Source organism: Pseudolabrys sp., from assembly GCF_035943735.1.
Lineage (GTDB): Bacteria > Pseudomonadota > Alphaproteobacteria > Rhizobiales > Xanthobacteraceae > Pseudolabrys.
In genome coordinates, this window is the sequence record NZ_DASZBV010000027.1 from 130,033 (window position 1) to 148,344 (window position 18,312).

Annotated in this window: 16 protein-coding genes; 9 read left to right on the top strand and 7 right to left on the bottom strand. The window is 65.3% G+C overall.

Going from position 1 to position 18,312, the window contains the following annotated elements; all coding sequences use genetic code 11:
- Positions 1-46 precede the first annotated feature (46 nt).
- Positions 47-1,006: an amidohydrolase family protein gene (locus VGV41_RS21125; protein ID WP_326866134.1), complete on the bottom strand. Its 960-nt coding sequence runs from the start codon at positions 1,004-1,006 to the stop codon at positions 47-49.
- A 329-nt stretch (positions 1,007-1,335) separates the two neighbouring features.
- Between VGV41_RS21125 and VGV41_RS21130 the strand changes: the two genes are divergently transcribed.
- From VGV41_RS21130 to VGV41_RS21165, 8 genes are all read left to right on the top strand, one after another.
- On the top strand, positions 1,336-3,915 hold the full coding sequence (locus tag VGV41_RS21130) for an ATP-binding protein (protein WP_326866135.1): 2,580 nt from the start codon (positions 1,336-1,338) through the stop codon (positions 3,913-3,915).
- Positions 3,916-4,002: 87 nt separating this feature from the next.
- Entirely contained in the window at positions 4,003-4,659 is a 657-nt protein-coding gene (locus VGV41_RS21135; protein ID WP_326866136.1) for a phosphatase PAP2 family protein, read from the top strand.
- A gap of 155 nt (positions 4,660-4,814) precedes the next feature.
- Entirely contained in the window at positions 4,815-5,987 is a 1,173-nt protein-coding gene (locus VGV41_RS21140) for an acyltransferase (RefSeq protein WP_326866137.1), read from the top strand.
- Positions 5,988-6,227: 240 nt separating this feature from the next.
- Positions 6,228-7,124: a hypothetical protein gene (locus VGV41_RS21145; RefSeq protein WP_326866138.1), complete on the top strand. Its 897-nt coding sequence runs from the start codon at positions 6,228-6,230 to the stop codon at positions 7,122-7,124.
- 324 nt (positions 7,125-7,448) lie between these two features.
- Positions 7,449-7,862: a hypothetical protein gene (locus VGV41_RS21150; RefSeq protein ID WP_326866140.1), complete on the top strand. Its 414-nt coding sequence runs from the start codon at positions 7,449-7,451 to the stop codon at positions 7,860-7,862.
- Positions 7,863-7,885: 23 nt separating this feature from the next.
- On the top strand, positions 7,886-8,638 hold the full coding sequence (locus tag VGV41_RS21155; protein WP_326866141.1) for a gluconate 2-dehydrogenase subunit 3 family protein: 753 nt from the start codon (positions 7,886-7,888) through the stop codon (positions 8,636-8,638).
- Positions 8,639-8,650: 12 nt separating this feature from the next.
- Entirely contained in the window at positions 8,651-10,414 is a 1,764-nt protein-coding gene (locus VGV41_RS21160) for a GMC family oxidoreductase (protein ID WP_326866142.1), read from the top strand.
- A gap of 10 nt (positions 10,415-10,424) precedes the next feature.
- Positions 10,425-11,666: a c-type cytochrome gene (locus VGV41_RS21165; protein ID WP_326866143.1), complete on the top strand. Its 1,242-nt coding sequence runs from the start codon at positions 10,425-10,427 to the stop codon at positions 11,664-11,666.
- Between the two features lie 7 nt (positions 11,667-11,673).
- On the opposite strand, the gene VGV41_RS21170 is transcribed toward VGV41_RS21165, so the two are convergent.
- The 5 genes from VGV41_RS21170 to VGV41_RS21190 form a co-directional block, all read right to left on the bottom strand.
- Positions 11,674-12,393, bottom strand: a complete 720-nt coding sequence (locus tag VGV41_RS21170) for an ABC transporter ATP-binding protein (RefSeq protein ID WP_326866145.1) — start codon at positions 12,391-12,393, stop codon at positions 11,674-11,676.
- Positions 12,390-13,142: an ABC transporter ATP-binding protein gene (locus VGV41_RS21175; protein ID WP_326866146.1), complete on the bottom strand. Its 753-nt coding sequence runs from the start codon at positions 13,140-13,142 to the stop codon at positions 12,390-12,392. Before VGV41_RS21175 ends, VGV41_RS21170 begins: the two co-directional genes overlap by 4 nt.
- Positions 13,139-14,095: a branched-chain amino acid ABC transporter permease gene (locus VGV41_RS21180; RefSeq protein WP_326866147.1), complete on the bottom strand. Its 957-nt coding sequence runs from the start codon at positions 14,093-14,095 to the stop codon at positions 13,139-13,141. The genes VGV41_RS21175 and VGV41_RS21180 overlap by 4 nt, the downstream gene beginning before the upstream one ends.
- Entirely contained in the window at positions 14,095-14,961 is an 867-nt protein-coding gene (locus tag VGV41_RS21185; RefSeq protein ID WP_326866148.1) for a branched-chain amino acid ABC transporter permease, read from the bottom strand. The genes VGV41_RS21180 and VGV41_RS21185 overlap by 1 nt, the downstream gene beginning before the upstream one ends.
- 166 nt (positions 14,962-15,127) lie before the next feature.
- Complete coding sequence (locus VGV41_RS21190; RefSeq protein WP_326866149.1) at positions 15,128-16,381, bottom strand: ABC transporter substrate-binding protein; 1,254 nt, start codon at positions 16,379-16,381, stop codon at positions 15,128-15,130.
- A 474-nt stretch (positions 16,382-16,855) separates the two neighbouring features.
- On the opposite strand from VGV41_RS21190, the gene VGV41_RS21195 reads away from it, so the two are divergent.
- Entirely contained in the window at positions 16,856-17,809 is a 954-nt protein-coding gene (locus VGV41_RS21195; protein WP_326866150.1) for a tripartite tricarboxylate transporter substrate binding protein, read from the top strand.
- A 9-nt stretch (positions 17,810-17,818) separates the two neighbouring features.
- Here VGV41_RS21195 and VGV41_RS21200 read toward each other — a convergent pair whose 3' ends face one another.
- Positions 17,819-18,298: a cupin domain-containing protein gene (locus VGV41_RS21200; protein ID WP_326866152.1), complete on the bottom strand. Its 480-nt coding sequence runs from the start codon at positions 18,296-18,298 to the stop codon at positions 17,819-17,821.
- Positions 18,299-18,312 lie beyond the last annotated feature (14 nt).

The following is an 18,312-nucleotide window of genomic DNA, read 5'->3' on the forward strand; positions in this document are numbered from 1 at the left end:
TGCGAACGAAGCGGGGCCTCAACCCCGCTTCGTTCATTTCGCAGGATCAGAGCTTCAGCAGCCGCTCGGCGTTGCCGCTGGCGATCTTGCGCTTGTCCTCCTCGCTGAGCGGCACCGACGCCAGCCAGTCCACGCCCGGCTGATTGTCGACGAACGGCCAGTCGATGGCGAAGAGGATGTGGTCGACGCCCATCTCCATCACGCAGCACAAGAGCGCCGGATCGGAGAAGAAGCCGCTGGTCGTGATATAGAAATTGTTGGAGAAGATCGCGCGGAAATCGATCGATTTCTGTCCCGGCCGCTTCAGGGCGGCGTCGATGCGCCACATCAGGAACGGCAGAGTCTCGCCGAGATGGCCGAGAATGATCTTGAGCTTCGGGTGCGCATCGAACACGCCGGAGAGGATGAGGCGGATCGCCTGCGTCGCGGTCTCAACGGTGTAGCCCCAAGCCGGCCGCGCCACCAATGGAAAGTCCTTGGTGTAGTCGTCGTAGTAGACCTTCGCGACCCGGTCGTCCGGCGCCGACGGATGCAGATAGATCGGCACGTCGAGCTTTTCCGCGCGTGCAAAGATCGGCCAGTATTTCTTGTGGTCGATGAACTCGCCGGTGGACATGCCGTGGATCATGGCGCCCTTGAAGCCATGCTGACGCACCGTGCGCTCGAGCTCGTCCGCGGCCGCGGAAGGATCGACTGTCGGCAGCGCCGCCAGCGCGCAGAAGCGTTCGGGCTTGGCGACGCAGACCTGTGCAAGGCGGTCATTGACCTCGGTAGCGACGCGCGCGGCAATCTCCACCCCGAGCGTCTGCGTCGACGGCGCACCATGCGACAGCACCTGAACGTCGATGCCAGCCTCGTCCATTTCCTTCAGCCGCGTGGCGCCGAGGTCGTACAGCTTCTGCTGCGTCGTGTCTGGCCGTCCGGCGCGCTGCACGAAGTGGGCGGTCAGCACCGGGTCCCAGTAGTGTTCTTCGATCGCGATGATTCGATGCTTTTGGTGTGTCATGACGAGTTCCTTGGTGGCGCATCTGACTTAGCAGGTGGGATGGAACCGGTCGACGCCTGCGGCGCGGCGGCGCCCTGTGAAAAAAGACGGCGCGCAGGGCCATGCGCTACACGGTACTTCCTGACCGCCGGATTGCGGTCGGGCGCAGAGAATGCGCATGTGCGACAGCGGCTTAGCGTGCATGACGTATCTGCGACAAAAGATTTTCCTCTCGCGTCGCAACGAAGTGTTCAGCATCAGCGTTCGTGATGCCACTAAGTTGCCGCATCTCTTGAGTGCTATCCGTGCAGGGGCCTGGCTGACGGTCCCTCCTGGCGGGGGCCTCGGCATTGCGACATGCGAACACAGGTGCACAGGCGCTAGCGAGCACGGACACGGCTGCACAGGCGCCGGAGAAAGCAGCAAGCCAGAGCGCGGCGGCCGCCTGGCGCCGCACGAGAGAGCTTGCGCTTTACGCGCTGAAGATCGTCGCCATCGCCGCGGTCTATGCCGCCTTTGCCGCGCTGTGGCGCGACGCGCCGTGGGTTAACCCGACCGGCGCTCCAATTTGGCCGCCGAGCGGATTGGCCATCAGCATCCTGCTGCTGGCGGGGAATGCGCTGTGGCCGGCGATCGCGGTCGGCGCTTATCTCTCGTGCATCATGAGCGGGCAAGCCGTTCTGGTGTCCGTGCTCGCCGTCATGGGCGCGGTCGCCGCGGGGCTGGCCGGCAGCCTTGCCGCGCGTCGGTGGGCGCACGGATGGAAAGCGTTCAACAGTCCGGCGGGCGTTCTCAAATTCGTAGCCCTTGCCATCGTGCCGGCGGCGGCGATCGCCGCGGCGGCTTCCGTTGGCGGAGTCGGCGTCGCCGATCCAAGCTTCAATGCCTTCGGCTCGACCTGGCTCGTCTGGTCGTTTGCCGACCTCGGCGGATCGCTCGTGCTGGCGCCGCTGATCCTGCTGTGGGCGCGGCCGGCGTCGCGGGCGATCATCGTCGAATCGGGACTGGCGGCGGCGGTGTCGCTCGTCGTGGGCTTCGTCGCGTTCAGTCCGGTGGCCGGCGTGTTGATCGGCGACAAGCTCGCCGGCCTGCATCGCCCGCTGCTCGGATTCCTGCTGTTGGCCCCGCTCACCTGGGCGATGCTGCGCAACGACCAGCGCATCGCGGTGACCTGCGTGCTCGCCTTCATCGACGCGGCGGCGCTGGGATTGAAGCCGGTGTGGGCCGCGGGCGAGCGCATCGGCGACCCGATCTTGCTCCTGCTAACGCTGTCGATCTGCGTGTCGCTGGCGACGCTGGTTCTCACCGCTGCTTTCGCTTCGCGCCGCGACGCCTATGCTCGCCTCGGCGCCGCGCGCGACCGCCTTAACGACGAGCTCGAGCAGACGCTGACCGCGCTCGATCGTGCCAAGCATCACTTCCAGGCGTTGGTCGACGACGTCGCCGACCACGCCGTTTTCGTGCTCGATACCGCGGGCCGCGTCGCCAGCTGGAACAATTCGGCGCAGCGGATCACCGGCCACGCCCAGGAGGAGGTTCTCGGCAAGCCGTTCGGCATCTTCTATCGGCCGGACGAGCGCCGCTCCGGCGAGGCCGTGCGCACCCTGGAGCTCGCGATCCAGAAGGGCAAGCATGAGCTCGAAGGCTGGCGCATGCGCAAGGATGGGACGCCGTTCTTCGTCACCGGCGTCGTCTCGGTCATCCGCAACCAGAAAGGCGACCTGATCGGCTTTTCCAGCATCATGCGCGACACCACCGAGCGGCGCGATACGCAGGAGAAGCTGGTCGAGGCGCGCGAACAGCTCGCGATGGCGCAGAAGATGGAAGCCATCGGCAAGCTCACCGGCGGCATCGCGCACGACTTCAACAACCTGCTGATGATCATCGGCGGCAACGCCCAGATGTTCAAACGCCTGCTCGATCCCAAGCTGCCGCGCGCCATCGAGGCGATCCAGACCGCCGCGAAGCGCGGCGAGACGCTGACGCGCCAACTCCTGACATTCTCGCGCAGCCAGCACCTCAGCCCGTCCGTCATGGATATCGCTGCCGTCATCCGCAACATGCGGCCGATGATCGAGAGCTCGTTGCGCGGCAACATCGTCTACAAGGAAGGCGTCGCACCCGGCACGATCAAGACGAAAGTCGACCTCGCCGAGCTGGAGCTCGCCATCGTCAACATCGCGGTCAATGCGCGCGATGCCATGCCGCACGGCGGTACGTTCACGTTGTCGCTCGCTCAGGTCAGCGAGCCGCAGGACGCGCAGGGCAACCGCCTCGAGGGCGGCTTTGCCTCGATCGCGTTCAGCGACACCGGCGCCGGCATTCCGCCCAATCTCCTGTCGAAGATCTTCGATCCGTTCTTCACGACGAAGGAGGTCGGGAAGGGAACGGGGCTTGGGCTGTCGCAGGTCTACGGTTTTGTGCATCAGGCCGGCGGCACCATCAAGGTCGATAGCCGGGTAGGCGAGGGCACGACCTTCACCATCTACCTGCCGCTATGCTCCGAGCAGGAGACCGCCGTCACCGCGGCAGCGGCGCGCATCGAATCGCACCGGCCGCGCGTGCTCGTGGTTGATGACAATCCGGACGTCGCCCAGGTGACGTCGTCGCTGTTCGAGCAGATGGGCTATGACACGTCGTTCCGCGACTCGGCGGAATCGGCGTTGCAATTCCTGGCGCAGGGCAAGCGTACCGATCTCGTCTTCAGCGACATCGTCATGCCGGGCAGCATCGACGGCATCGGTCTCGCCAAGGAAATCCGCGTTCGCTATCCGGGGCTGCCGGTCGTTCTCAGCACCGGTTATACCGACTCGGCGCAGAAGGTGCCCGACGGGCTGCAGGTGCTGCGCAAGCCGTTCGACACCGATGCGCTATCGCGCGTCATCGAAAGCGTGCTGGGCGCGGGCGAGCCGTCGCAGCTGCGGCACTAGCGCGTTCGCCGGGCGGGTTGTGAGACAGGCCGGGTTTCGCTAAGCACCCCTGTTCTCCGCAGCCCGACCGGTATCACGCCCCCGAACATGCCCCGCACCATTGCGCGTGCCCTGCTGCTCTGGCTCGTCGCGCTCGCCGCGACCGCTGCCTTGGTCACCGTGTCGTACCGGTGGTTCGACCGGCCGATCGCCTTCTTCGTGCACGTACATCTGGGGCATGGTCATTTCGGCGTTCTAGATTTCCTCACGCGCGTGCCGGATCCCTTGATACCGGCGGCAATCGTGCTCCTGATCTTCGAGGCCTTCCGCATCCTGCGCCGGCTGCCGCTGACCGTGCATCACAGGATCGCCTCCGCCTGCGGGCTGAGTATCCTCGTCGCGGAAACGATCAAGGATCAGCTGAAATTCGTGTTCGGGCGCAGTTGGCCGACGAGCGGCGGCCACCATCGCCCGTCGCTGATCGGTGACGGCACCTATGGCTTTCATTGGCTGCACGGCGGCAATGTCTATCAGTCCTTCCCCTCCGGCCACATGGGCGCCGCCTGCGCGCTGTTGTCGGTGCTGTGGTTATGCTATCCGCGCGGCCGGCCGCTGTGGGCCGCCGCCGCCCTTGCCATCGCTGCGGGGCTGATTGGCGGCAACTATCATTTCCTCGGTGACGTGATCGCCGGCGCCTTCGTTGGTGGTTCGGTCGGGCTGGCCACGACGCGGATCCTGCGCGATTGGATTTTCAGTAAGGCGTAATCCTTACGTCCACCGTGAGAGCAGCCGCTCGCGACGGCGCAGCGAAGGTAGCCATTGCTAAGGTTCCGCCACGACCCGTGGGCGCCAAGCATGTGGAACTCCGCAGCGCTGTTCTCGTTTTCGCACGTGTCCCACCGTGCGAAGAAAGGCGCTGCGTGCCCGGCAGTCCTGCGGCGAGTAAAGCGCCGAACCGAACACCGAAATCACTGCCCGGCCTGACAGGCCTGCGTGGCCTCGCCGCGCTGTGGGTGGTGCTGTATCACTATTGCAGCCTCTATCTGCCGGCACTCGATGCCCATTGGCTCGGCGGGCTGCTATCGCGCGGCTATCTCGCGGTCGATCTGTTCTTCCTGCTCAGCGGATTCGTGCTCGCGCACGTCTACAGCGACGCCGCCGAACGCAAGGGCTTCGCGTTCTTCCGTTCCTTCATGCGCGCGCGCGTTGCGCGCATCTACCCGTTGCATCTCTTCGTGCTGGCCCTGTTCGTGGCGATGGCTTTCGCCGTACGCGGCATTCATTATGTGCAGGACGGCGCTTACTATCCGCTTCCGCTCACCGGCGCCCGCTCGCTCGAGGCGCTGGTCGCCAACGTCTTGATGCTGCAGGGCGTGCAGGCGGGTGAACTGAGCTGGAATTATCCGGCCTGGTCGATCAGCGTCGAATTCGCCGCCTACCTCATGTTTCCGCTTGTCATCGGCCTGTTGTGGCGCATCTCCGGCCGATCGTTGTTCGCCGCAGCGCTTGCGGCGCTCGCCACCGTCTGGGCGCTTGCATACGTCGCCGGCGGCGACATGAACCAATGGGACGGCCTCACGGCCTTATGGCGCTGCCTGCCGCAGTTCTTCCTCGGCTGCATCTGCTATCGCGTTTACCGGCAGGGGCTGATCGATGCGCGGGCCTGGGCGGGGCTCGTTTTCGTCGCGGCGCTGCTGATGTTGTATTTCGATTATCGCGATATCGTCGTGGTCACGCTCTTTCCGCTAGTCATCCTCTGCGCCGTGAGCGCGCGCGGTGTTTCCGGCCGTATCCTGAACGCGCGGCCGGTGGTGCTGCTCGGGGAGATTTCCTGTTCCATCTATCTTGTGCACGGGCTGGTGCAGCACGCGACCACGCACGCGCTCAACGCGCTGGAGCTGGACCAGACGGAATTTTCCGTCGCTCATTCCTGGGCCGCGCTGGCGCTGATGCTGCTGACGGTCTTCGTCGTATCGATCGCGAGCTACCGGTTCTTCGAAAAACCGATGCGCCGCTGGCTCAACGAACGGCCGATAGCGGCCGAAACCGCGCGGGCTAGCGCCGCCGCCGATCCGTCCTTCGCCGCACGCTAGGGGCGTCAATAACATAATACCCCCTCTGCCCGCCGCCTGCGGGAACCGCGGCGGCGCTGAGGCGCAATCGGCCGGGTTCCCGACTCTTGCCACGCGATTCACATTTCCGGCCCGCTTGCGACCCAATAATGCCCTGCCTGCTGTTTCACCTTTGCGCCGCTGCGGATGCCGCGGCCCAAGTGAGTCGCGTTGCGACGCCCGTCGCAGCCGCGGCCGCCAATCAGAAGCGGGGAGTTCGGTATGAGCGCATTGAGTGTGAACGATCCGGGGGATCCGCGGAGCCATCGCTATTACGCGCCACGCCAGCGGCGCGTTGTCGCGCGGGAAGCGACCTTGCAGCCAGTATTGGAGCGCTTGCGCGGTGGCACACGCGATTATTCCGCGGACGAAAGGCTGAGCGGCGACGTCGATCCGGCCTCGTTGCCGGAGACTGAATTCATCGTCGTCCCGGGGCGGCGCTTTCCGTTTGCAGTGGTCGCGGCCTTTGCCGGCGGCGCGGTCGCCATGGCTGCGGTCGCTGTCGCTTACATCGCATTCGAGACGAACGGCGTCCTTCCCGTTGCGCCCGCTGCAGCATCCGCGGCCGCGCCCCCGGTCGCACAAGCGCCCGCCGCGCCCGCTAAGATCGCGGCGCGCCTCACGCCCAATCAGCCCGTCAGCCGGGCGCGCCCCGCGCAGTCGGCGCAGGTCGCGACCGCCGACGCTATGGCTGCGGTACCGGTCGACACGTCGAAAGGCGATCGCCTCGATGCGTCGGCTACCCCGAACGTGGCGGCCTCGTTCGATCCGCTGCGGTCGCCTCTAAACCTCTGGGGCGGGTCGCCGGCGCAAGCCGCGATCGAAGGCACCGATCCCGCGCTGGCGGCGGCGGGTGCGCCGGCAGCGCCCGCCGCGCCAGAGACCGCGGCTGCTCCGCCGCCGCACCGGGTGGCGCAGGAGCAGAACGCGGAGCACCACGCCAAGCCGGTCCGGCATCACGTCCGTGCGCGCCACCAGGCCCGTCACGTGCGTCACCACAAGCCGACCACGACCGGCCAAGCGGCGTCAGGCGGGAACGGTCAGACCGCGGCGACCGCCAACGGTGGCGCGGCTCAGCCGACCGCCACGAAGAAGTTCTTGGGCCTCTTTGGCGGTTGACGTTTCCGGCCGCGCCCGTCACCGCGGGCGCGGCGTCGGCTGTGCAAAATGTCGCAAGTGCACGAGTCCCTATAGGGGGAACTAAGCAGACCTCACCACTGTTCCTGCCGTGACACGGTCCCGCCGCACCCGCAGGCGCGGACATGTTGTCCGGGGAAACGGCACATGGGTTCAGCTCGCGGTGGCGGTGCGTGGCCCGGAGCGGCTGCCCTCGTTTTCTCGATATCCCTCACCATTGTCGTCCCGTTGACGACCCTGTCCGCCGCGCCCGCTGCAGCGCAGACGAATAGCCCGGCTCAGGTACAGCCAGCCGCTGCGGCGCAAATGCCCGGCCTCGCCGCCGTGCAAACGGTGCCCGCGAAAGACCAGAATCCGCTTGGCGCGACGGTCTACAGCAAGGACGGACGCCTCGCCGGCGCGGTCGATCAGGTGTCCGGCGATCAACTCGTCATCGGGCTCGCCGGCTACCTCGGCCAGGGCGAGAAGGACGTGGCCATCCCCGCCAAGGGCTTGCACGTCACTACGCCGGATGATGTGCCCCGCCATTTTCCGAACGCGCAATACGGTGGCGGCAACATCACCCGCATCACCGTGCCGATGACGTTGAGCCAGCTCGTCGCGGCGCCGGCCTACAAGCAGCCCGCGGCGCAGACGGGCGTGCCGTCGCCGCATATCGGGACGCCGGCCGAAACCAAGAAGAAGCCGCCATCGAGCACGCAGTCGGGCGGGCCGGGCTGATGCGCAAGGCCAAGGAGAACGCGATGTCGTCAACGGGCTTGAGTCGCCGCACGCTGCTCGCCGCCGGCGCCGTGAGCGCCGCGGGTGCGGCTCTGACTGCGGCGCCGCAGCCGGCCGAAGCGCGCACCTACCACGGCGAGATGCCGTGGTCGCCGTCGGCGGCCGATGCGCCCGTGCCGGTCGAGCCCGGTCCGTATGAATTCTTCACGCCTGACGAAGCCGCCTTCATCGAGGCGGCGGTGTCGCGAATTATCCCGAAGGACGATCTCGGTCCCGGCGCGAAAGAGGCAGCCGTGCCGACTTTCCTCGATCGGCAGATGGCCGGCGAGTATGGCCGCGCCGAGCGCTGGTACATGCTCGGGCCCTGGCGCGCCGGCACGAAGTCGCAGGGCTACCAGTCGCGCTTGACGCCGGCGCAGCTCTATCGCGCCGCGATCAAGGCGATCGACGAACATCTCAAGCAGGCGAACGGCAAGATCTTCGCACAGCTCTCGCCCGACGAGCAGGACAAGGTCCTGGGCGATCTCGACAACGACAAGATCAAGCTCACGAATGTCAGCGGCAAGGCATTCTTTGAGTTGCTGCTGCAAAACACGATCGAAGGCTTTTTCTCCGATCCGATCCACGGCGGCAACCGCGACATGGCCGGCTGGAAGCTGATCGGCTTCCCGGGCGCGCGCTACGACTATCGGCCCTACGTCGATAAGCACAATCAGAAGCTCGATCTGCCTCCGGTCAGCATCCAGGGGCGGCCGGGCTGGAATCCGAAGACCTGAAGAAAGAGCGTCATGGCCCGCAAGCTCCCACCCAAGGATGTCGTTCTCGTCGGCTTCGGCTGGACCGCCGCGATCCTCGGTCAAGAACTCACCGACGCCGGCCTGCAGGTGCTGGCGCTCGAACGCGGCGGTTGGCGCGACACGCCGACCGACTTCGCACCGACCTTCATCCAGGACGAGCTGCGCTATTATTTTCGTCGAAAGCTTTTCGCCGAGCCGTCGCGCGAGACGCTGACCTTCCGTAACGCGATGAACGAGACGGCGCTGCCGATGCGGCAGCTCGGCTCATTCCTGCCGGCGACCGGCGTCGGCGGCGCCGGCATCCACTGGAACGGGCAGACCTGGCGTTTCCTGCCGAGTGACTTCCTCGCCCGCAGCCACAACATTCAGCGCTACGGCAAGCTGCCGGACGACAACATGACGGTGCAGGACTGGGGCGTCACCTACGACGAGCTGGAGCCGCACTACGATCGCTTCGAGTATCTCTGCGGCATCTCCGGCAAGGCCGGCAATCTGAAAGGGCAGAAGCAGCCCGGCGGCAATCCGTTCGAGGGCGCGCGCAGCCGCGACTATCCCAACCCGCCGCTGAACATGACCTATGCTCCAACCTTGTTCGCCAAGGCGGCGCAGGAGCTCGGTCACAAGCCATTCCCGTGTCCTGCCGCCAACATGTCGCGGCCGTACACCAATCCGCTCGGCGTGCAACTCGGCCAGTGCACCTATTGCGGTTTCTGCGAGAAATACGCCTGCGGCAACTACTCGAAGGCGAGCGCGCAGACGACCATCCTGCCGGTGCTGATGCGCAAGGACAATTTCACGCTGAAGACGCAGTGCGAGGTGTTGAAAGTCCTGATGGACAACACCGGCAAGAAGGCGACCGGCGTCCTCTACATCGACGAGCAGGGCGAAGAATGGGAGCAGCCGGCCGAGATCGTCATCCTGTGCGCCTTCGCCTACAACAACGTGCATCTGATGCTGCTGTCCGGCATTGGCAAGCCATACGATCCGAAGGCCGACAGCGGCGTCGTCGGTCGTAATTACGCCTATCAGATCGTCAGTTCGGTAAACCTGTTCTACGACGACAAATACACCAATACCTTCGTCGGCGCCGGCGCACTTGGTATGGGTGTCGACGAATTCAACGGCGACAACTTCGATCACGGTGGGTTGGGTTTCATCGGCGGCGGCTATCTGGCCTGCTGGACCACCAACGGCCGGCCGATCGAGACGCATCCGACGCCCAAGGGCACGCCGCGCTGGGGCGGCAAATGGAAGAAGGCGGTCGCCGACAATTACCTGAGGCAGACGTCGATCAGTACGCACGGCGCGGTGATGAGTTTCCGCGACAACTACCTCGATCTCGACCCGACGTATCGCGACGTCTACGGCAATCCGATGCTGCGGCTGACGTTCGATTACAAGGACAACGAACGGAAGATGTCGGACTACCTGACCGACAAGGCTGCCGAAATCGCCAAGGCGATGAAGCCGCGCGAAATGAGCGTCAACAAGCGCACCGGACCCTATTCAATCGTGCCGTACCAGACGACGCACAACACGGGCGGCGCCGCCATGGGCGCCGATCCGAAGACCAGCGCGGTCAACCGCTATCTGCAGAGCTGGGACGTGCCGAACGTGTTCGTCATGGGCTCGTCGGTGTTTCCGCAGAACCCCGGCTACAACCCGACCGGTACCATCGGCGCGCTGACCTATTGGGCGGCGGATGCGATCCGCAACCAGTATCTCAAGAACCCCGGACCGCTGGTGCAGGCGTGAGGATCGAGCGATGAAGAGCGCGCTGAAACAGGCTCTTTTCGCGGGCGCGGTCTGCGTCGCGGCATTCGCCACCGCGAGCCGCGCGGATACCGATTTCAATCGCATCCAGCGCGGCAAATATCTGGTCGACGCCGGTGACTGCAAGGACTGCCACACGGCGGATGGCGGCAAGCCCTTCGCCGGCGGCCGCCCGCTGCAGACGCCGTTCGGTGTCATCTATTCGGCCAATATCACGCCGGACCGCACGACCGGTATCGGCGCCTGGAGCGGCGACCAGTTCTATCGCGCGCTGCACGAGGGCATCGATGCCGGCGGTCACCGGCTCTATCCGGCGTTCCCATATCCCTATTACACGCATGTCTCGCGCGGCGACGTGGCGGACATCCGGGCCTATCTGCAGTCGATCGCGCCGGTGTCGAACCGGCCGCCGGCCAATGAGCTGCCGTTTCCGTTGAACGAGCGGACGGTCATGCATGTCTGGAACTGGATGTATTTCAAGGACGGCACCTTCAAGCCGGATCCGAAGAAGTCGCAGCAGTGGAATCGTGGTGCCTATCTGGTCGAGGGGCTCGGCCACTGCGGCGCCTGTCACACGCCGAAGAATTTCGCCGGCGCCGACGATAGCGGCAGCGCCTTGCACGGCGGTAACCTGCAGAACTGGTTTGCGCCCGATCTCGGACCCGATCTGCGCGTCGGCCTCGGCCACTGGTCGTCCGACGACATCGCCGAATATCTCAAGACGGGCCGCAACCGGTTCAGCAACGCGACTGGTCCGATGTCCGAGGTCGTGCAGTATTCGACCTCGAAGCTGACCGACGACGACCTGCACGCAATCGCCGCCTATCTCAAGGACTTGCCAACCAAGGGGCAGGGCGGCGGCGACAACACCAAGCCCTCGGTCGACGCCAATGTCGCCAGTGCGGGAAAGGCGATCTTCGGCGACCAATGCGCCGAGTGCCACGGAGCCGACGGCAGCGGCGAGCCGACCTTCTTCCCGCCGCTCAAGGGCAACAACAACGTGCAGCAGTCGGACCCGACAACGGTCGTCCGCGTGATCCTGGAGGGCGCCCGTTCGGTGCCGACCAAGGCGCGGCCGACGCCGCTGTCGATGCCGGCCTTCGGCTGGAAGCTGACCGACGCGCAGGTCGCGGCGGTCGCGACCTACATCCGCAGCTCCTGGGGCAATGCAGCGTCGCCGGTCACGGCAGGGCAGGTGGCCCCGGTGCGCAAGGACACCCGCTCGTCGGATTAAGGCGCGGTCAGTCCCACTTTTCGCTGCTGACGCCGGCGAGCTCGCGCACGCGCTTCTCGTCCTTGGCGAACTCCGGCGCGGGTCCCGTATGCACCACCTTGCCGTCGTCGAGCACGTAGCAGCGGTCGGCGATTTCACAGGCCGCGCGCACGTTCTGCTCGACCAGCAGCACCGAAATGCCCTCTTTGCGCGCCGAGGTGACGACCCGAAACACCTCCTGCACGATCAGCGGAGCCAGACCCTGCGACGGCTCGTCGAGGATGATGAGCTTCGGATTGAGCAGAAGGGCGCGGGCGATCGCCAGCATCTCCTGCTCGCCGCCGGAGAGCTGGCGGCCCATGTTGCTCTTGCGCTCGGCCAGCCGCGGGAACAGCTGATAGATGCGCGGAATGTCCCACGGACCCGGGCGGTCGATCGGCACCTTCATGTTTTCTTCGACCGTCAGGTACGGAAAGATGCGGCGGCCTTCCGGCACGAAGCCAACGCCGAGCCCGGCGATGCGGTAGGACGGCCAGTCGGTGGTGGTATTGCCGAAGATCTTTACCTGGCCTTCGCGCGCGGGGGTCAAGCCGACGAGGCTGCGCAGCGTGGTGCTTTTGCCGGCGCCGTTGCGGCCGAGCAGGGTGACAATCTCGCCCTCGCCCACCTCCAGGCTGACGCCGTGCAGGATGTGGCTCTTGCCGTAGAACGTGTTGAGGTTATGGGCTTCGAGGACCGTGGCGCTCATGCCGCAGCCTTTCCGAGGTAAGCGGCCTGCACGGCCTCGTTGGATGCGATCTCCTGCGGCGTGCCTTCGGCGAGCATCTTGCCTTCGGCGAGCACGAGGATGCGGTCGGCGAGATGGAAGACAACGCGCATGTCGTGCTCGATCAGGACGATGGTGAGCTTTTCATCGCGATGCAGCCGCCGGATCAACTGGGTGATGTCGTAGGTCTCCTGGTCGCCCATGCCGGCGGTGGGCTCGTCGAGCAACAGGAGCCGCGGCTTGAGCGCCAAAGCCATCATGATCTCGCAGGCGCGCTGGTCGCCATGGCTCATCTCGCCGACGAGGCGGTTTGCCTTGCCGGAGAGCCCGCCCATGCCGAGCAGTTCGTCGATGCGGGCGCGGATCTCCTTGTCCCGTTCCGCCGAAAGCCAGGGGCTCAGGCGCAGGCCCGACGCTGTCTCGACGGCGATGCGCAGGTTTTCGCGCACGCTGAGCTCGGGGAAGACCTCGGTGATCTGGAAGGTGCGGGCGATGCCGCGCCACACGCGGCGCGCCGGCGACAGGTCGGAGATGTCCTCGCCGTCGAAGACGATCTTGCCCGACGTCTGTGTCAGGAAGCCCGAGATCATGTTGAAGAAGGTCGTCTTGCCGGCGCCGTTCGGGCCGATCACCGCGCGCAGTTCGCCGGGCTCCACCGTCATCGACACGGTGTCGACGGCGATGAGGCTGCCGAAGTGCTTGGAGAGGTTTTCGACTTTCAGGAGACTCATGACGCCACCTTGCGCCGGATCATGCCGAGGATGCCGCGCGGGAAGAACAGCACGACCAGGACGAAGAAAAGACCGACGAACGACATCCAGTTCTCGGTCTGGCTCGAGACGTAATCCTGCAGCGTGACGAATATCGCCGCGCCGATGAGCGGTCCCCAGAACGAGCGCATGCCCCCGAGCACCGCCATGATCACGAAGTCGCCGGATTGGGTCCAATACAGCGCACGCGGGTCGACGAAGTTGTTCACGTACGCATAAAGCGCGCCGGCGAGGCTCGCGAAGGCGCAGGAGATCGTCCACGAGATCCAGATGTGCTGATCGACGGGGATGCCGAGAAAGCGGGCGCGGCGCTCGTTCTCGCGGATCGCCAGCAAAGTGCGGCCGAACGGCGAGCGCAACAGCCACGCCATGATGGCAATCGCGACCGCAAACACGACGAACACCAGATAATAGAACGCCGTCGGGTTATGCAGGATGTCGATCGTGGTGAAGCCGAGATGCAGAGGCTGCCGTGTCCAGCCGGTCAGTCCGTCGTCGCCGCCCGTCACGGTGCTCCAGCGGAAGGCGATGAAATAGAACACCTGCGCGAAGGCGATCGTCACCATCGCGAAGTAGACGCCGCGCAGGCGGATGATCATGGGGCCGATGATCGCGCCGGCCACGGCGCCGACAACGGTGCCGACCAGCAGGCCGAGGCCTGTGCTCGGCACCAGATAACGGACGGTCATGCCGGCGCCGTAGGCGCCGAGGCCGAAATAAGCGGCGTGACCGAACGAGAGCACGCCGGTGTAACCGAGCAGGAAGTTGAGCGCCATCGCGGCGAGGCCAAGCACGACCACGCGGGTGCCGAGCTCGATATAGCCGCCGATCGCCGGCAACCAATACGGCATCGCCAGCAGCAACAGCCAGACGAGAACGTTCGCCGCCTGCTTGTTGAAAACTTCCTTATTCATCAGAATCTACCTTCTTCGCCGAGCAGGCCGCGCGGGCGCACCAGCAGCACCGCCGCCATCATCACGTACATCACCGCTTCGGTGGCCGACGGGAAAAACACGGTCGTCACGCCGGAGGCGACGCCGATCAGCAGGCCGCCGAGCAGCGTGCCCGGCAGGCTGCCCAGGCCGCCGACGATAATTGCGACGAAGCTCGGCATGATCAGCGACGAGCCGATCGTCGGCTGCAGGCCGAGCTGGCCGACCGCCAGCACGCCGGCGAGGCCGGCGAGATAAATGCCGAGGCCGAAGTTCATATTGCGGAGGATGCGCACGTTCACGCCCAGCACCGACACCGTCTCGAGATCGAGCGTGCCGGCGCGGATGCGAATGCCCAGCCGGGTCTTGTTGAGGATGAAGAACAGGCCGGCCACTGCGATGCCGACGATCAGCACCATGAACAGCCGGTAGCCGGTGAGAAAGAAGTAGTCGGTCGACAGCGGCGACAGCAGCCAGCCGGGAACCTGGAAGGGCAAACCCTGTGCGCCCCAGATGAAGCGCGTGCCGTCCTCGAACATGAAGGCGAGGCCGAATGTCAGCAGGAGGCTGTAAAGAGGGTCGCGGCCATAGAGCCGGCGTATCAGGACCCGTTCGACGAACAATCCCAGCACCGCGGTCAGCATCGGCGCGAGGATCAATGCGCCCCAGAAGCCGACATAGGGAAGCAGCGCGAAGGCGAGATAGCCGCCGATGGCAAGGAAGCCGCCGTGCGCGAAATTGATCACGCCAGACAGGTTCATGATGAGAGAGAGGCCGAGCGCCATCAGCGCGTAGAACGCGCCGACGATGAGGCCGTTGAAGACGTTGAACAGGACGACTTGGGTCATTGCGGCAGCGTCAGCCCCCTCTCGGCACGACCGTCATGTTGCGAAACCACGCTCCGCCGCGCGCAGGTGCACGGTCAGCACGGAGCAACGGTGCGGTTGTTTTAGTCCCCTCAGTGAACGGCGGCAACCGGACACCGCCTGCGCGGCGTCCGGTTGCGTAAGCCGATCAGGCCGGCCAGGTCATCTTGCAGCCGGTCTCTTCCAGAGTGCCGGCGATCGCCGGGCCTTTGACCACCTCGTCGACGACGAAGAGATCTTCCGGATCGTCCTTGCCCTTCGACACCGCATGCCCGACATAGAGGTCGGGGATGAGCTGGTTCTGGCCCTTGCGATAGTAGGCTCCATCGGGCATCAGCGCGATTTCCGGCGGCAGATGGAAGTCCTGCAGGAACTTGGCCATCTTCACTGCCTCGAGCGACTTGGCGCCGTTCGCGGCCAGCGCGCAGGTCCAGGCCGACGCGTAGCCGAACCAGGTACGTGCCGTCGGCACGTGACCGCCGCTGCGCTTGCGGATGTCGGCGACGAACTCCTTCACATGCGGGACGTTCGGCTGGTTCCACCACCATTCGAAGACCCAGGTGCCGACGCGGGCTTCCGGCGGCAGACCGTTGAGTACTTCGAGCTCCTGCTGTGCGCCGGCGAGGTGTGTCTTCTTGTCGAGGCCGAACTGCACCGCCTGCTTGAGCGAGTTGACCGCGTCGTCGCCTGCCGTGAGGAAGATGATGACGTCCGGGTTCGTCGCCTGCGCCTTGATCAGGTACGACGAGAAGTCGGTGGTCCCGAGAGGGGTGAGGTCGCCGCCGACCTTGATGCCGCCGAGCTTGGCCGCGGCCTTCTCGAGGCCCGCCTGCAAGGTATGACCGAAGGCATAGTCAGGCGTGATGTAGTACCATTTTTTGCCGGCCTTCTTGATCAGCGTGCCGGCCACCGCATTCGCCTCCATCTGCGTGGTGTTGCAGACGCGGAAGACGTTCCAGTGGCAGTTCGTGCCGGTGATCGGATCGGTGTGGCCGCCCGGGTCGACCATGAGGACGCCCTTCTCGTAGGCGACGTTGGCCATGGCCGCGGCGAGCGCCGAGTTCACGTTGCCGAGCAGGAAGTTGACTTTGTCGCGGTCGATCAGCTTGCGCGCCTTCTGCACCGCGGTGCCGGCGTCGCCCGAAGTCGAGTCCTCGACCAGCAGTTCGACCTTGCGGCCGAGAATGCCGCCCTTGGCGTTCATCTGTTCGACCGCAAGCTGACAGCCGATCATCTCATTTTTGCCGTTAGCCGCATAGGTGCCGGTCAGCGGGTTATCGAGGCCGATCTTGACGATGTCCTCGGCGCGCGCCGTGATCACGAACGGCGACGCGACCTGCGCGACGCCGGCAAGCGCCGCCGTCTTGATCAGTGTACGGCGGTTGAATTTGATCTCATTCATTTAGGGGCTCCTCCGGTGGCTTTTGATTAATCGCACCTGCGCGCCGGTCTTCCGGTCACCCAGGCGAGATAGATTTTTGCGCGATGCTACTGACAATTTCAGATTACGCAACAGCGCGTTACTGCCGCACCAAACTTTTGCGTGCGATGGCGCGCATGAACGCCCATAGACTTTCGTCTAACGATGGTGCCCCGACCTCTGTCCTGACAAGCGTTTAGACGCTGCGCAGACGGAGGTTCATAGGTAAATGGTCCTGCCAGAGCTTGGCGAATAACGGCGGCTGCGCCGATGCGCTGCACGCGCCGCAACGCGGCCGGCGCGCTTGCCGCGTCTGCGTCTGCTGCTGCCCAATGCGCCCACGCATGCGCGCCATTCCGCTGCAGTCGATTGTCACGCCGGCCGAAGTGGTGATGATAGCCGCGCGTCGGACGGCAGCCGATCGTCAAAACAACAAGCCGGCGCGGGAGGGACGACATGCTCAGGACACTGATGGCGTTTGTGCTCGCCGCAGCCGCGGCCTCGGCCGCGCAGGCGCAGCAATATCCGGACCATCCGGTACGCGTGCTGGTCGGCTACGCCGCGGGCAGCGGCCCCGACATCCAGGCGCGCACCGTCGCACATCAATTGAGCGAGAGCCTGCACCAGTCGTTCATCGTCGAGAATCGCACCGGCGCCAACGGCACCATCGCCGCGCGCGCCGTCGCGACCGCGACGCCGGACGGCTACACGCTGCTGTTCTCGTCCTCGTCGATCTCGCCGACGCCCTATATCTACAAGCATCTCGGCTATGACGTGCTCACCGATCTCAAGCCGATCGCCACCATCGGCGAGCTCGACGGCATCTTCATGCTGGTCGACAGCAAATCGCCGCTCAAGACGGTGCCGGAGTTCATCGATTACGCCAAGACGCACCGCATGCTCTACGGCTCGCCCGGCGTCGGCAATGAGTTACACCTGCGCGCCGAGCTGTTCGCGCGCAAGGCCGGCATCACCATGGAGCACATCCCCTACAAGGGCGCGTCCGAAGTGATGAACGGCCTTCTAAGCGGCAGCGTGCAGATGATGTTCGTCACGCCGCCGTCGGTTATGGGCCTCTTGAAGGAGGGCCGCGTGCGCGCGCTGGCCTTCACCGGCTCGAAGCCGTTCCCGGCCTTCCCGAACGTGCCGTTGATGAAGCAATACCTGCCAGGTTTCGTCGAGGGCTCGTGGGGCATGTTCTTCGCGCCGGGCAAGACGCCCGACGCCGTCGTCGACAAGCTCAACGGCGCCATTCACGCCGCACTGCTCGAACCGGCGGTGGCAAAGATCATGCAGCGCGACGGCTACATGCCGGACAAGCGCAACGCTGCCGAGACGCAGGCCTTCTTTCGCGAGAAGGTGAAGGAGACTGCCGTCGCCGTGAAGGCGGCCGGCATCCAGCCGCAGTAAGAGCGGAGATCAGCCGACGGCGGTGAGCGGCTTGCCGTCGGCGGTCACCGGCTTGGCGCTGATCAGCACGAAGGCGACGACGCAGACCTCGGGACCGCGGTTGACCCAATTGTGGATGGTGCCGCGCTGCACCAGCACGTCACCGGCTTTCAGCTTCGCCACGACGCCGTCGTCGAGCTCCATCTCGATCGCGCCCGACATCACCACCGCGTAGTCGATCGAGTCGGTGCGGTGATTGCGCGGCGACACGCCCGGCTCGTAGCGCACGATGCGGAATACGCTGCCGCCCTCGACCGTCGTCTTGAACGACGCCTTGGTCGGGTCGTTGAAACCGTCATTGTCGACCGGGAAGCCCTTCGTCGACCATACCACGCACGAGGAAGCCCCGGGGCGGTTGGAAATGACGTTGGTCGCGATCTCGTCGATCTCGACCTTGGCGCGGCCGTTCTTCGTGTGGCCGGTGACGACGCGGCGAATCTGCAGGCTCATCGAACGTGTCCTTC

What these genes read in the sequence shown, in the direction of transcription:
- VGV41_RS21125 (WP_326866134.1), bottom strand. Translation starts at nt 1,006, where the DNA reads ATGACACACCAAAAGCATCGAATCATCGCGATCGAAGAACACTACTGG.
- VGV41_RS21135 (WP_326866136.1), top strand. Translation starts at nt 4,003, where the DNA reads ATGCCCCGCACCATTGCGCGTGCCCTGCTGCTCTGGCTCGTCGCGCTC.
- VGV41_RS21145 (WP_326866138.1), top strand. Translation starts at nt 6,228, where the DNA reads ATGAGCGCATTGAGTGTGAACGATCCGGGGGATCCGCGGAGCCATCGC.
- VGV41_RS21150 (WP_326866140.1), top strand. Translation starts at nt 7,449, where the DNA reads ATGCCCGGCCTCGCCGCCGTGCAAACGGTGCCCGCGAAAGACCAGAAT.
- VGV41_RS21155 (WP_326866141.1), top strand. Translation starts at nt 7,886, where the DNA reads ATGTCGTCAACGGGCTTGAGTCGCCGCACGCTGCTCGCCGCCGGCGCC.
- VGV41_RS21160 (WP_326866142.1), top strand. Translation starts at nt 8,651, where the DNA reads ATGGCCCGCAAGCTCCCACCCAAGGATGTCGTTCTCGTCGGCTTCGGC.
- VGV41_RS21165 (WP_326866143.1), top strand. Translation starts at nt 10,425, where the DNA reads ATGAAGAGCGCGCTGAAACAGGCTCTTTTCGCGGGCGCGGTCTGCGTC.
- VGV41_RS21170 (WP_326866145.1), bottom strand. Translation starts at nt 12,393, where the DNA reads ATGAGCGCCACGGTCCTCGAAGCCCATAACCTCAACACGTTCTACGGC.
- VGV41_RS21175 (WP_326866146.1), bottom strand. Translation starts at nt 13,142, where the DNA reads ATGAGTCTCCTGAAAGTCGAAAACCTCTCCAAGCACTTCGGCAGCCTC.
- VGV41_RS21180 (WP_326866147.1), bottom strand. Translation starts at nt 14,095, where the DNA reads ATGAATAAGGAAGTTTTCAACAAGCAGGCGGCGAACGTTCTCGTCTGG.
- VGV41_RS21185 (WP_326866148.1), bottom strand. Translation starts at nt 14,961, where the DNA reads ATGACCCAAGTCGTCCTGTTCAACGTCTTCAACGGCCTCATCGTCGGC.
- VGV41_RS21190 (WP_326866149.1), bottom strand. Translation starts at nt 16,381, where the DNA reads ATGAATGAGATCAAATTCAACCGCCGTACACTGATCAAGACGGCGGCG.
- VGV41_RS21195 (WP_326866150.1), top strand. Translation starts at nt 16,856, where the DNA reads ATGCTCAGGACACTGATGGCGTTTGTGCTCGCCGCAGCCGCGGCCTCG.
- VGV41_RS21200 (WP_326866152.1), bottom strand. Translation starts at nt 18,298, where the DNA reads ATGAGCCTGCAGATTCGCCGCGTCGTCACCGGCCACACGAAGAACGGC.